The following is a 14,310-nucleotide window of genomic DNA, read 5'->3' on the forward strand; positions in this document are numbered from 1 at the left end:
TTCGCTGCATTGCACACTATCGCCTTGGGAACAGCCGTGGATAAGGCGAAATATGTCGATCAAGGCCAGCATCTATCATCTGACGCACTATACCTATGACAAGCCGGTCCGGCTCGGGCCGCAGGTCATCCGCCTGAAACCCGCCTCGCATTCGAAGACTCGCGTGCTCAGCCATTCGCTGAAAGTGACGCCGTCGAACCATTTCGTGAACCTGCAGCAGGATCCCTACGGCAACTATCTCGCCCGCTTCGTCTTTCCGGAGCCGGTAACCGAATTCAAGATCGAGGTCGATCTCGTCGCCGACATGACCGTCTACAACCCCTTCGACTTCTTCGTCGAAGAGGAAGCGACGAAATGGCCGTTCGACTATCCCGAGACCATCCGCGAAGACCTGTCGATCTACATGAAGCCCGAGGAGCCCGGCCCGCGGCTCAAGGCGCTTCTGGAAACGCTCGACTACACGCCGGGCCAGCCGACCGTCGATATGGTCGTCGGCCTCAATGCCCGGCTGCAGCAGCAGATCGGCTACGTCATCCGCATGGAAGCCGGCGTCCAGACGCCGGAGCAGACGCTGGAAACCGCCAAGGGCTCCTGCCGCGACACCAGCTGGCTGCTGGTGCAGATCTTGCGCCATCTCGGCCTCGCCGCCCGCTTCGTCTCCGGCTACCTGATCCAGCTGACGCCTGATCTGAAGGCGCTCGACGGCCCCTCCGGCACCGAAGTCGATTTCACCGACCTGCATGCCTGGGCGGAAGTCTATCTGCCGGGTGCCGGCTGGATCGGCCTTGACCCGACCTCCGGCCTGCTCACCGGAGAAAGCCATATCCCGCTCGCCGCCACTCCGCATTTCCGCAATGCGGCGCCGATCTCCGGCGGCTATTTCGGCGAGGCGAATACCGAATTCGCCTTCGACATGAAGGTCGCCCGCGTCGCCGAGCATCCGCGCATCACCAAGCCCTTCTCCGACGAGAGCTGGGACGAGCTGAACGAACTCGGCGAGAAGATCGACCGCATTCTCGAAGCCGAGGACGTCCGGCTCACCATGGGCGGTGAGCCGACTTTCGTGTCGATCGACGACTTCGAATCCGCCGAATGGAACACCGCCGCCGTCGGCCCGACCAAGCGCGAAAAGGCCGATAGCCTGATCCGCAAGCTGCGCGAGCGCTTCGCGCCCGGCGGCTTCCTGCATTACGGCCAGGGCAAGTGGTACCCAGGCGAAAGCCTGCCGCGCTGGACCTTCTCGCTCTACTGGCGCAAGGACGGCATGCCGATCTGGCAGGACCCGAACCTGATTGCCGCCGAAGGCAAGGATACCGGCGTGACACCGGCCGATGCCGAACGGCTAATGACCGGCATCGCCCGCGAGCTGGCGATCTCGCCGGATATGGTGCTGCCCGCCTATGAGGATCCCGCCGATTGGATCGTCAAGGAAGGCAATCTGCCGGAGAATGTGGATCCATCGAATTCGAAGCTCAAGGACCCCGAAGAGCGCAACCGCATCGCCCGCGTCTTCGAACGCGGCCTGACGGTTCCGACCGGCTACATCCTTCCCGTCCAGGCCTGGAACGCCCAGGCCTCCGGCCGCCGCTGGATGAGCGAGAAGTGGCAGACGCGCCGCGGCAAGATTTTCCTCGTCCCCGGCGACAGCCCCGTGGGCTACCGCCTGCCGCTCGGCACCCTGCCCTATATCTCGCCCGCGCAGTTTCCCTATATCCACACCGCAGACCCCTCGATCCCGCGCGAAGCGCTGCCGAAGGTGATGACGCCGCCCGGCCGCGCCATGCTGGAAGCCTCGCGCCACGCCGAAGAAGGCGGCCAGACCCGTGTCGAGCAGACGATCGGCGAGATCGGCGGCTCCGTGCGCACGGCGATGTCCGTCGAGCCGCGCGACGGAAGGCTTTGCATCTTCATGCCGCCGGTCGAGCGCATCGAGGACTATCTCGAGCTGATCGCCGCTGCAGAGCATGCCGCCCGCGATCTCGGTCTTCCCGTCCATATCGAAGGCTACTCGCCGCCGCAGGACGAGCGCATCAACGTCATCCGCGTTGCACCCGATCCCGGCGTCATCGAGGTCAACATCCACCCTGCCTCGAACTGGCAGGACTGCATCGACATCACCACCACCATCTACGAGGAAGCCCGCGAGACACGCCTCGGCGCCGACAAGTTCATGATCGACGGCCGCCACACCGGCACCGGCGGCGGCAACCATGTCGTCGTCGGCGGCGCCAATCCGGGCGACAGCCCGTTCCTGCGCCGCCCGGATCTCTTGAAGAGCTTGGTGCTGCAGTGGCAGCGGCATCCCTCGCTCTCCTACATGTTCTCCGGCATGTTCATCGGCCCGACTAGCCAGGCGCCGCGCATTGACGAAGCCCGCCACGACAGCCTCTACGAGCTCGAAATCGCCATGGCGCAGGTGCCGATGCCCGGCCGCGGCGTCGCACCGCTTCCCTGGCTCGTCGACCGGCTCTTCCGCAACCTCCTGACCGACGTCACCGGCAATACGCACCGCGCCGAAATCTGCATCGACAAGCTGTTCTCGCCAGATGGCCCCACCGGCCGGCTCGGCCTCGTCGAGTTCCGCGGCTTTGAAATGCCGCCGAATGCCCGTATGTCGCTTGCCCAGCAACTACTGGTGCGCGCGCTGATCGCCCGCTTCTGGATCAATCCCGCCGACGGCAAGTTCGTGCGCTGGGGCACCTCGCTGCACGACCGGTTCATGCTGCCGCATTTCGTCTGGGCCGATTTCCTCGATGTCCTCAACGACCTCCGCGAAAACGGCTTCGACCTCAGCCCCGAATGGTTCAAGGCGCAGCTGGAGTTCCGCTTCCCCTTCTGCGGCGAAGTCGAATACGAGGGTTCGAAGCTCGAGCTGCGCCAGGCGCTGGAGCCCTGGCATGTGATGGGCGAGGAGGGCGCGATCGGCGGCACGGTGCGTTACGTCGACAGTTCCGTCGAGCGCCTGCAGGTACGGCTCGAAACCAACAACGCCTCGCGCTACACCGTCACCTGCAATGGCCGGACGGTACCGCTGACGCCAACAGGCACGTCGGGCGTTTCCGTCGCCGGCGTGCGCTACAAGGCTTGGCAGCCTTCGTCGGGCCTGCACCCCGTCCTCCCGGTCAACACGCCGCTCACCTTTGACATTTATGATACATGGTCGAAGCGTTCGATCGGCGGCTGCATCTATCATGTTGCCCATCCGGGCGGCCGCAACTATGACACCTTCCCGGTCAACGGAAACGAAGCGGAAGCCCGGCGGCTGGCGCGATTCGAACCGTGGGGACATACGGCAGGCGGCTTCATTCCGCGCGCCGAAACAGGTTCGCAGGAATTCCCGCTGACGCTCGATCTCAGGCGCCCGGCAGGGCTTTAGGCTAGGTTTTAATGGGCAAGAAACCGGCAACAGAACGCAAGGCAGTCGAGAACCGCAGCGGCAACGATGCGATCCTCGATTATTCGCCATTGCCCGGCGTTGCCGACGAGATGGTCGACAACAACGGCGCCATCCGCCCGGTCTGGCAGCGCTTCCTCTCCGCCTTCGGCCGCGTGCCGAAACCCGAGCTTGCCGAACGCTTCGCCCGTGCCGACCGTTATCTGCGCGACGCCGGCGTCTTCTACCGCGCCTATGGCAACAAGGGCACCGGCGAGCGCTCTTGGCCGCTCTCCCATATCCCGGTTCTGATCGACGAGCGCGAATGGCAGCAGCTGTCGGCCGGTCTCGTGCAGCGCGCCGATCTCCTGGAAGCGATCGTCGCCGATATCTACGGCAACAATTCCCTCGTCCAGGAAGGCTTCGTGCCGCCCGGCCTGATCGCTTCCAACCCTGAATTCCAGCGCCCGCTCGTCGGCGTCAAACCGGCGAACGGCCACTACCTGCATTTCTGCGCCTTCGAAATCGGCCGCGGTCCCGACGGAAACTGGTGGGTGCTCGCCGACAGGACGCAGGCACCGTCAGGCGCCGGCTTCGCTCTGGAAAACCGTGTCGCCACCACCCGCGCCTTCTCGGATGTCTATGCCGAAACGCCGGTGCACCGCCTCGCCTCCTTCTTCGGCGCCTTCCGCGATACGCTGCAGACGATGAAGCATTCGGGCGACGACCGCATCGCGGTCCTGACGCCGGGCCCCGCGAACGAGACCTATTACGAACACGCCTATATCGCCCGCTATCTCGGCTTCATGCTGCTCGAGGGCGAGGATCTGACTGTCGTCAACGGCCGCATCATGGTGCGTACCGTCGCTGGCCTGAAGCCCATCGGCGTGCTCTGGCGCCGCCTCGATTCCGCCTATGCCGACCCGCTCGAGCTGAACCAGAATTCGCATATCGGCACGCCCGGCCTGCTCGATGCGCTCCGCGCCGAAACGGTGACGATCGTCAACGGCCTCGGCACCGGCATTCTCGAAACCCGCGCGCTGCTCGCCTTCATGCCGACCATATGTCGCCGCCTGCTTGGCGAAGACCTGCGCCTGCCCTCGATCGCCACCTGGTGGTGCGGCCAGAAGGGTGAGCAGGAACATGTGGCGGGCAATATCGAGAAGATGGTGATCGGACCGGCCTTCTCCCGCGCCCCGTTCTTCGACGACAACGGCGAATCCGTGCTCGGCTCCTCCCTGCGCGCCACCGCGAAGGATTCGATTTCCGATTGGCTTGGCAGCGACGGCCCGAAGCTCGTCGGCCAGGAAGTCGTAACGCTCTCGACCACGCCCGCCTGGGTCGACGGCAAGCTCACGCCGCGGCCGATGTCGCTGCGCGTCTTCGCTGCCCGTACCGCGAACGGCTGGCAGATCATGCCCGGCGGTTTCGCCCGCATCGGCGCCAGCGACGATGTCGAGGCGATCGCCATGCAATCCGGCGGTGCTGCCGCCGACGTCTGGATCGTCAGCGACAAGCCGGTCGAGCGCCATACACTTCTACCTGCCGAAGGCAGCTTCACCCGCAACATGCCGGGCAGCCTGCCGAGCCGCGCCGCCGACAATCTCTTCTGGCTCGGCCGCTACATCGAGCGGGCCGAAGGCGCGCTGCGCATTCTGCGTGCCTGGCACGCCCGCTATGCCGAGGCCGCCGACCCGAACCAGCCGCTGCTGGCAGACGTCTCGGAATATCTGGCGGCGCTCGACATCGACACCGAGGAACCGGTGCCGGAAACACTGCTGCGCAATATCGACAGCGCCGTCTATTCCGCCAGCAATATCCGCGACCGCTTCTCGCCCGATGGCTGGCTGGCACTGAACGATCTGGCCAAGACCGCCCGCCGCTTCCGCATGACGGTGGCCGCCGGCGACGACGCCAGCCATGCGATGACCATCCTGCTCCGCAAGCTCGCGGGCTTTGCCGGTCTCGTCCACGAAAACATGTACCGCTTCACCGGCTGGCGCTTCCTGTCGCTCGGCCGCTATATCGAGCGCGGCCTGCATCTGACCCGCCTGCTCAGCCACATGTCCGGCCCCGATGCACCCGATGGCGCGCTCGACATGCTGCTCGAGATCGGCGACAGCGTCATGACCCATCGTCGCCGCTACAACGTCAACACCGCCCGGCTGACGGTGACCGACCTGCTGGCGCTCGATCCGCTCAACCCGCGCTCCATCCTGTTCCAGATGAACGAGATCCATCGCGAAGTCGAGCAGCTGCCGAACGCGTTCATCAACGGCCAGATGTCGCCCTTCTACCGCGAGGCGATGCGCCTGCATTCCGGCCTCGCCGTGATGACGCCGGAAACGATGAGCGTCGAGGTCTACAAGAAGCTGGAGCGCGAACTCGAAGCGCTCTCCGATCTGCTCGCACAGACCTATCTGGGGTGACGCCGTGCTCTACGACCTCTCGCTCCATATGGGTTACATCTACGACAGCCCGGCCTCCGGCGCCCGCCACATCATGCGGCTGATGCCGCTGTCCCTGCCCGACCGCCAGCGGCTGATCGCCGGCTCGATCACCATTTCGCCGTCACCCGACGAGCAGTCGCATTTCACCGATTTCTTCCGCCATCCCTCCACATCCTTCCTGCTGCGCTCGCCGCACGAAACGCTGGATATCCGCATGCAGGCGCGCGTCCAGGTGGAGAGCCATTCGATCGCCGCCGACTTCTCGCCGATGCTGACGGGCTTACCCGGAGAAGTCGCAGCCATCTGGTCGCTCGACCCGGAATCGCCGCACCATTTTCTGGGCGACAGCCCGCGCCTCAGCGAGACCAAAGCGATTTCGGATTACGCCCGCGAAAGCGCCGATGCCTCACGCACCGTGCTGCAGATCGCCACGGCCGTCTGCGCCCGCATCAACAAGGATTTCACCTATGACACCGAGGCGACCTCGGTGGACTCGACGCCGCTCGATGCCTTCGAGCTGAAACGCGGCGTCTGCCAGGATTTTTCTCACGTGATGATCCTGGCGCTGCGCAGCCTCGGCATCCCCGCCGGCTACGTCTCCGGCTTCCTGCGCACCATCCCCCCACCCGGCAAGGAACGCCTCGAAGGCGCCGATGCCATGCATGCCTGGGTCCGTGTCTGGTGCGGCAAGACGCTCGGCTGGGTCGAGCTTGACCCGACCAACAACATCCCCGCCAGCACCGACCACATCGTCGTCGCCTATGGCCGCGACTACAGCGATGTGGCGCCGGTGATCGGCGTGCTCAAGAGCTATGGGGGGCAGCGGGCGGTGCAGGCGGTGGATGTGGTGCCGCTGAAGCAGTGAAGCCGCAAAGGCCCGTGCCATAGATATTAATGGGCCGATGTCACGAATATTCCGGCTTCAATATCAATGATGCATTGATACGCATAAGTTCTGTGCCGAAATCGTGAGTTGCATTCAATTTTAGGTTTTACCTTAAGGAGTACGGTAACAATCGGGCTGTAAACCGTCATGTTAACTCAACCCCTTTGCAGGTGACATGATGTCTCCCATTTCGACTTTGCTCTCCGAGGCATCCGCCCTGCTTCGCGATCGCTCCGGTAATTTTGGCATGGTGACCGCGATCCTCGTTCCGGTTCTCGTTGGAGCCGCTAGTCTCGCCATCGATGTCTCGAATATCGTCGTTTCGCAAAGGCAACTGCAAGAAGCCTCCGATTCTGCGGCGCTCGCGGCAGCGACAGCACTCAAAAATGGCAAAGTGGCCAATGCCGACGAGGCGAAGGCGCTGGCGAAGGATTTTGTCGCCGGACAAATGTCTAACTTTGTCGATCAGGCAACCGTTGCGGCGATCAAACAATCACTCGTAGTGGATGTTCAGACAACAGTGACATCAAATGGCACGAGTTACAAAATCAATGTCAACAGCAACTACGCGCTGACAACGACGCCGCTGTCGAAGGTCTTCGGCTACAGCACTTTCAACGTCGCGGCAGGAAGCACGACGACGAGCGGTGTCAATCAATTTCGCAGCGCAGTGTCCATGACGCTGGTACTGGATGAATCGGGCTCGATGCTCGCGAATACCGGAACAAAAATCGTCCCGACCACATCTTGCCAACAGTACAACACCAGCGGCAGGTCGATCGGTAATATCAGCCCTTGCTATGTGAAGAAAATTGACGCCTTGAAGAGCGCGTCCAACTTGCTGCTTGACGAACTGGACGAAGCAGATCCCAAGGCCAAGTTTGTTAGAACAAATGCGATAGCCTGGAGCGGCACTATCCAGGACTCCAACGCCTTTTCTTGGGGGACGGCCAAAACCCGAACACAGGTGATCAACACGATGTCGGCAGGTGGTAACACAGAGTCCGCCGCGCCAATGAAAAAGGCCTATGAGGATCTGATAACCACGAATTCGCAGTCGGAAACCGAAATTCAGAAGGCTGCAGGAAATACCAGCCTCACGAAGTACATCGTTTTCATGACAGACGGCGAGAACAACGCCTCCTCATCGGATACCTCGACCTTGAAGACATGCACCAGTGCAAAGACCGACGGCATCAAGATTTACTCGATCGCATTCATGGCGCCTGACGCAGGTCAAAAACTCTTGGAAGCATGCTCAAGCGGAACAGGGTTTTACTTCAAAGCGGAGAGCATGAAGGATCTTCTCGATGCCTTCCAGAAAATCGGCGAAGACACCGGCAAAGACAAAACTCTGCTCACCAACTAACCCGTCCAAATCCTCCCAAAACAAAAGCCGCTCCGGAACAAACCGGGGCGGCTTTTCGTTGTCTGCTAATGCTCTGTATCAAATCGGGAAAATCGATTGAAATCAAGTCCCGGGGCGGAGGGGAATGTGAAGGTTTCGCAAATTTTTGCTTTGGTTAAATCGGCTGTTGCAAGTGCTTGGTAACGGTGCATAAACTGACAGTATTCGTGTGTGTGACAAAGCGATTACCTCAGGCATAACATACTGAAATCCAATCAAAATTGGCGAGACCTGACGATGAACACAGCTTCCAAGCCGACCATCCCCTCCCCCGCTCCTCGCAGCTCCCGGCCTGAAATTCTTGCAGAAGAAATTATTGAGCGCCTCACATACCGCATCGGCAAGGATGCCAAAGTCGCCAAGCCGCATGACTGGCTGACCGCCACGATCCTCGTGGTCCGCGACCGCATCATCGACAAATGGATGGATTCCACGCGCAAGGTTTACGCCACGGGCGACAAGCGCGTTTACTATCTATCCCTCGAGTTCCTGATCGGCCGCCTGATGCGCGATGCCGTCTCCAATCTCGGCCTGATGGAAGAGGTGCGCGATGCGCTGACCTCTCTCGGCGTCGATATCAACGTCATTGCCGGCCTTGAGCCCGATGCCGCGCTCGGCAATGGCGGCCTCGGCCGTCTCGCCGCCTGCTTCATGGAATCGATGGCGACCGTCGATGTCCCCGCTTATGGCTACGGCATCCGCTATGTCCACGGCCTGTTCCGCCAGCAGCTGGCCGACGGCTGGCAGGTCGAGCTGCCGGAAAGCTGGCTCGCCCACGGCAATCCCTGGGAATTCGAGCGCCGCGAAAGCGCCTATGAAATCGGCTTCGGCGGCGCCGTCGAAGTGGTCGGCGATCACGATGGCGAACCGCGCTACGTGTGGAAGCCCGCGGAGCGCGTCATCGCCGCCGCCTTCGATACGCCGGTTGTCGGCTGGCGCGGCAAGCGCGTCAATACGCTGCGCCTCTGGTCGGCCCAGCCGATCGACCCGATCTTGCTCGACGCCTTCAATGCCGGCGACCACATCGGCGCGCTGCGCGAGAGCAACAAGGCAGAAAGCCTGACCCGCGTTCTCTACCCGGCAGACGCAACGCCCGCCGGGCAGGAGCTGCGCCTGCGCCAGGAATTCTTCTTCTCGTCGGCTTCGCTGCAGGACATCCTGCGCCGCCACCTGCAGCAATATGAGGATTTCACCTCACTGCCCGACAAGGTCGCGATCCAGCTGAACGACACGCACCCGGCCGTCTCGGTGGCCGAGCTCACCCGCCTGCTCTGCGACGTTCACGGCCTGGATTTCGAAACCGCCTTCGATATCGTCCGCCGCACGATCTCCTACACCAACCACACGCTGCTGCCGGAAGCGCTGGAAACCTGGCCGATCCCGCTGTTCGAGCGCCTGCTGCCGCGCCACATGCAGCTGATCTATGCGATCAATGCCAAGGTTCTGGTCGAGGCGCGCCGCGAGAAGAACTTCTCCGACACCGAAATCCGCTCGATCTCGCTGATCGACGAAAGCGGCGATCGCCGCGTGCGCATGGGCAACCTCGCCTTCGTCGGTTCGCATTCGATCAACGGCGTCTCGGCGCTGCATACCGATCTGATGAAGGTCACGGTCTTCGCCGACCTGCACAAGCTTTACCCTGACCGCATCAACAACAAGACCAACGGCATCACGCCGCGCCGCTGGCTGCAGCAGTGCAATCCGGGGCTCACAGGTCTGATCCGCGAAGCGATCGGCGACGAGTTCATGGACGATGCCGAGAAGCTGAAGCCGCTCGACAGATTCGCGAGCGATCCGGCTTTCCAGCAGAAGTTCGCCGCCGTGAAGCGCGCCAACAAGGTGGCGCTGTCCAATCTCGTTGCCAGCCGCATGGGCGTGAAGCTCGATCCGTCGGCGATGTTCGACATCCAGATCAAGCGCATCCACGAATACAAGCGCCAGCTGCTCAACGTCATCGAAGCCGTGGCGCTCTACGACCAGATCCGCTCGCATCCGGAAATGGACTGGACGCCGCGCGTAAAACTCTTCGCCGGCAAGGCGGCGCCGAGCTATCACAATGCCAAGCTGATCATCAAACTGATCAACGATGTTGCCCGCACTGTCAACAACGACCCGGCCGTCCGCGGCTTGCTGAAGGTCGTCTTCGTGCCGAACTACAACGTCTCGCTGGCCGAAGTTATGGTTCCCGCTGCCGACCTCTCCGAGCAGATCTCAACGGCCGGCATGGAAGCCTCCGGCACCGGCAACATGAAGTTTGCGCTGAACGGCGCGCTGACCATCGGAACGCTCGATGGCGCCAATGTCGAGATGCGCGACAATGTCGGCGACGACAACATCGTCATCTTCGGCCTGCAGGCCGATGAAGTGGCGAAGGTACGCAGCGACGGCCACAATCCGCGCGAAATCATCGAGAGATCCCGCGAGCTGTCGCAGGCGCTCGCCTCGATCGCCGGCGGCGTCTTCTCGCCGGATGATCGCAACCGCTACACCCAGCTGATCGACGGCATCTATTCGCACGACTGGTTCATGGTCGCCGCCGATTTCGACGCCTACGCCGCTGCCCAGCGCGAGGTCGACCAGATCTGGAACAACCAGTCGTCCTGGTACACCAAGACGATCAACAACACGGCACGGATGGGCTGGTTCTCCTCCGACCGCACGATCCGGCAATATGCCGACGAGATCTGGAGAGCCGGATGAAAACGCCGAAAACAGCCCCTGAGGTAAAGCGTCCCTGGGAAATTTCGGCAGACGAAATCGCGGCGATTCTCGCTGGCTCGCATGCAAATCCTTTTGCCGCGCTCGGCGTGCATCAGGCGGGTGACAGCTATGCCGCCCGCTGCTTCATTCCGGGTGCGGAAGAAGTCACCGCCATGTCGCTCGACGGCACGGTCATCGGCGAACTGACACAGCTTCACCCGGACGGTTTCTTCGCCGGCCCGGTGAAGCTCACCAAGCAGCAGCCGGTCCGCTATCGCGCCCGCAAGGGTGATGCGGAATGGGCGGTCACCGACCCCTACAGCTTCGGCCCGGTTCTCGGCCCGATGGACGACTATTACGTTCGCGAAGGCTCGCATCTGCGCCTTTTCGACAAGATGGGCGCCCACTGGATCAAGCATGAAGGCGCGCAAGGTATCCACTTTGCCGTCTGGGCGCCGAATGCCCAGCGCGTCTCCGTCGTCGGCGATTTCAACAATTGGGATGGCCGCCGTCACGTCATGCGCTTTCGCTCCGGCGCCGGCATCTGGGAGATTTTCGCCCCTGATGTGCCGACCGGTGTGCCCTACAAGTTCGAGATCCGCGGCAATGACGGCGTGCTCTTGCCGCTGAAGGCCGACCCCTTCGCCCGCCGCAGCGAACTGCGTCCGAAGACCGCCTCGGTCACCGCGCCGGAGCTTCTGCAGGAATGGGAGGATGCCGCCCATCTCAAGCACTGGCGCGAGACCGACAAGCGCCGCCAGCCGATCTCCATCTACGAGGTCCATGCCGGCTCCTGGCAGCGCCGCCAGGACGGCACGTTCATGTCCTGGGACGAGCTCGCCAACACGCTGATCCCCTATGTCACGGACATGGGCTTCACGCACATCGAATTCCTGCCGATCACCGAACATCCCTACGACCCCTCCTGGGGCTACCAGACGACGGGTCTCTATTCGCCAAGCGCCCGCTTCGGCGAGCCGGAAGGTTTCGCCCGCTTCGTCAACGGCTGCCACAAGGTCGGCATCGGCGTCATCCTCGACTGGGTACCGGCGCATTTCCCGACCGACGAGCACGGTCTCGGTTGGTTCGACGGCACGGCGCTCTACGAGCATGAGGATCCCCGCAAGGGCTTCCATCCGGACTGGAACACGGCGATCTACAATTTCGGCCGCACCGAAGTCCTCTCTTATCTCGTCAACAACGCGCTCTACTGGGCCGAGAAATTCCATCTCGACGGCCTGCGCGTCGATGCCGTCGCCTCGATGCTCTATCTCGACTATTCGCGCAAACACGGCGAATGGATCCCGAACGAATACGGCGGCAACGAAAACCTCGAGGCCGTGCGCTTCCTGCAGGACATGAACATGCGCATCTACGGGGAACACCCCGGCGTCATGACCATTGCCGAGGAATCGACGTCCTGGCCAAAGGTCTCGCAGCCCGTCCATGAAGGCGGCCTCGGCTTCGGCTTCAAGTGGAACATGGGCTTCATGCACGACACGCTGAGCTACATGAAGCGCGATCCCATTCATCGCCGCCACCATCACAACGAGCTCACTTTCGGCCTGCTCTATGCCTATTCGGAAAACTTCGTCCTGCCGCTGTCGCATGACGAAGTCGTGCACGGCAAGGGATCGCTGATCGCCAAGATGCCGGGCGACGACTGGCAGAAATTCGCAAACCTGCGCGCCTATTACGCCTTCATGTGGGGCTATCCCGGCAAGAAGCTGCTGTTCATGGGCCAGGAATTCGCCCAGTGGAGCGAATGGAGCGAGGCCACCTCGCTCGACTGGAACCTGCTGCAATACCGCATGCATGAAGGGATGCGCCGCTTGGTGCGCGATCTCAACCTCACCTACCGCTCGAAGCCTGCACTTCATGCCCGCGATTGCGAGGGCGAAGGCTTCGAATGGCTGATCGCCGACGATCACGAGAACTCGGTCTTCGCCTGGCTGCGCAAGGCGCCGGATCAGAAGCCGGTGGCCGTCATCACCAATTTCACCCCGGTTTACCGCGAGAACTACTCAATCCGCCTGCCTTTCGAGGGGCGCTGGCGCGAAATCCTCAATACGGATGCCGATATCTATGGCGGCAGCGGCAAGGGCAATGGCGGGCGCGTGCAAGCCGTCAATGCCGGTGGGACCATCGCCGCCACGATCACTTTGCCGCCGCTGGCGACGATCATGCTTGAACCTGAGACTTGAAGACTGGTGGGAGGAGTAGACTATGGTAGAGAAGCGCATTCAGCCACTTGCCCGCGATGCAATGGCTTACGTTCTGGCCGGCGGTAGGGGAAGCCGCCTGAAGGAACTCACCGACCGCCGTGCCAAGCCCGCGGTCTACTTCGGCGGCAAGGCGCGCATCATCGATTTCGCGCTGTCCAATGCGCTGAATTCCGGTATCCGCCGCATCGGCGTCGCCACACAGTACAAGGCGCACTCGCTGATCCGCCACATGCAGCGCGGCTGGAACTTCTTCCGCCCGGAACGCAATGAGAGCTTCGACATTCTGCCGGCCTCCCAGCGCGTTTCCGAAACGCAGTGGTATGAAGGCACCGCCGACGCGGTCTATCAGAACATCGACATCATCCAGGACTATGGCGTCGAATACATGGTCATCCTGGCCGGCGACCACGTCTACAAGATGGACTACGAATACATGCTGCAGCAGCATGTGGATTCCGGCGCCGACGTCACCATCGGCTGCCTTGAAGTGCCGCGCATGGAAGCGACCGGCTTCGGCGTCGTCCATGTCGACGAGACCGACCGGATCATCGACTTCGTCGAGAAGCCCGCCGATCCGCCGGCTATCCCCGGCAAGCCGGACAGCTCCTTCGCGTCGATGGGCATCTATGTCTTCCACACGAAGTTCCTGATCGATGCCTTGCGGCGCGATGCCGCCGATCCGAATTCCAGCAAGGACTTCGGCAAGGACATCATCCCCTATATCGTCAAGAACGGTAAGGCCGTCGCCCACCGCTTCGCCCAGTCCTGCGTCCGTTCCGATTTCGAGAACGAGCCTTACTGGCGCGACGTCGGAACGATCGAAGCCTACTGGCAGGCCAATATCGACCTGACGGCGATCGTTCCCGATCTCGATATCTACGACAAGTCCTGGCCGATCTGGACCTATGCCGAGATCACCCCTCCGGCGAAATTCGTCCACGACGACGAGAACCGCCGTGGCTCGGCAACGTCCTCGGTCGTCGCCGGCGATTGCATCATTTCGGGCGCCAGCCTCAACAAGAGCCTTCTCTTCACCGGCGTTCGCGCTAATTCCTATTCGAAACTGGAAGGCGCGGTCGTTCTGCCGAGTGTCAAGATCGGCCGCCGCGCCCAGCTGAAGAACGTCGTGATCGATCATGGCGTCGTCATTCCGGAAGGCCTCGTTGTCGGTGAGGATCCGGTACTCGATGCCAAGCGCTTCCGGCGCACGGAAAGCGGCATTTGCCTGATTACGCAGCCCATGATCGATAAGCTGGATCTTTAAACAT

At 62.1% G+C, this 14,310-nt stretch carries 7 protein-coding genes; all 7 read left to right on the forward strand.

All coding sequences use genetic code 11. The annotated features are described in order from the left end of the window. The first annotated feature begins 52 nt into the window (after positions 1-52). The 7 genes from ACQZ5H_RS13665 to glgC all read left to right on the forward strand — a co-directional run bounded on the left by ACQZ5H_RS13665 (position 53) and on the right by glgC (position 14,306). Complete coding sequence (locus ACQZ5H_RS13665) at positions 53-3,376, forward strand: transglutaminase family protein (protein WP_449098020.1); 3,324 nt, start codon at positions 53-55, stop codon at positions 3,374-3,376. Positions 3,377-3,387: 11 nt separating this feature from the next. Continuing rightward, a complete protein-coding gene (locus tag ACQZ5H_RS13670; RefSeq protein ID WP_130282158.1) occupies positions 3,388-5,802 on the forward strand; it encodes a circularly permuted type 2 ATP-grasp protein in 2,415 nt (804 codons plus the stop codon). Positions 5,803-5,806: 4 nt separating this feature from the next. Continuing rightward, a complete protein-coding gene (locus ACQZ5H_RS13675) occupies positions 5,807-6,688 on the forward strand; it encodes a transglutaminase family protein (RefSeq protein ID WP_449098021.1) in 882 nt (293 codons plus the stop codon). 196 nt (positions 6,689-6,884) lie between these two features. Continuing rightward, on the forward strand, positions 6,885-8,078 hold the full coding sequence (locus ACQZ5H_RS13680; protein ID WP_449098022.1) for a pilus assembly protein TadG-related protein: 1,194 nt from the start codon (positions 6,885-6,887) through the stop codon (positions 8,076-8,078). 276 nt (positions 8,079-8,354) lie between these two features. Continuing rightward, on the forward strand, positions 8,355-10,817 hold the full coding sequence (locus ACQZ5H_RS13685) for a glycogen/starch/alpha-glucan phosphorylase (protein ID WP_199628982.1): 2,463 nt from the start codon (positions 8,355-8,357) through the stop codon (positions 10,815-10,817). Next, complete coding sequence (glgB, locus tag ACQZ5H_RS13690) at positions 10,814-13,021, forward strand: 1,4-alpha-glucan branching protein GlgB (protein ID WP_449098023.1); 2,208 nt, start codon at positions 10,814-10,816, stop codon at positions 13,019-13,021. The genes ACQZ5H_RS13685 and glgB overlap by 4 nt, the downstream gene beginning before the upstream one ends. A gap of 22 nt (positions 13,022-13,043) precedes the next feature. Then, the gene (gene glgC / locus ACQZ5H_RS13695; protein ID WP_449098024.1) at positions 13,044-14,306 is read left to right on the forward strand and encodes a glucose-1-phosphate adenylyltransferase; all 1,263 of its coding nucleotides are present in this window, start codon (positions 13,044-13,046) and stop codon (positions 14,304-14,306) included. Positions 14,307-14,310 lie beyond the last annotated feature (4 nt).

The sequence above is a fragment of the Rhizobium sp. 21-4511-3d genome (genome assembly GCF_053522545.1).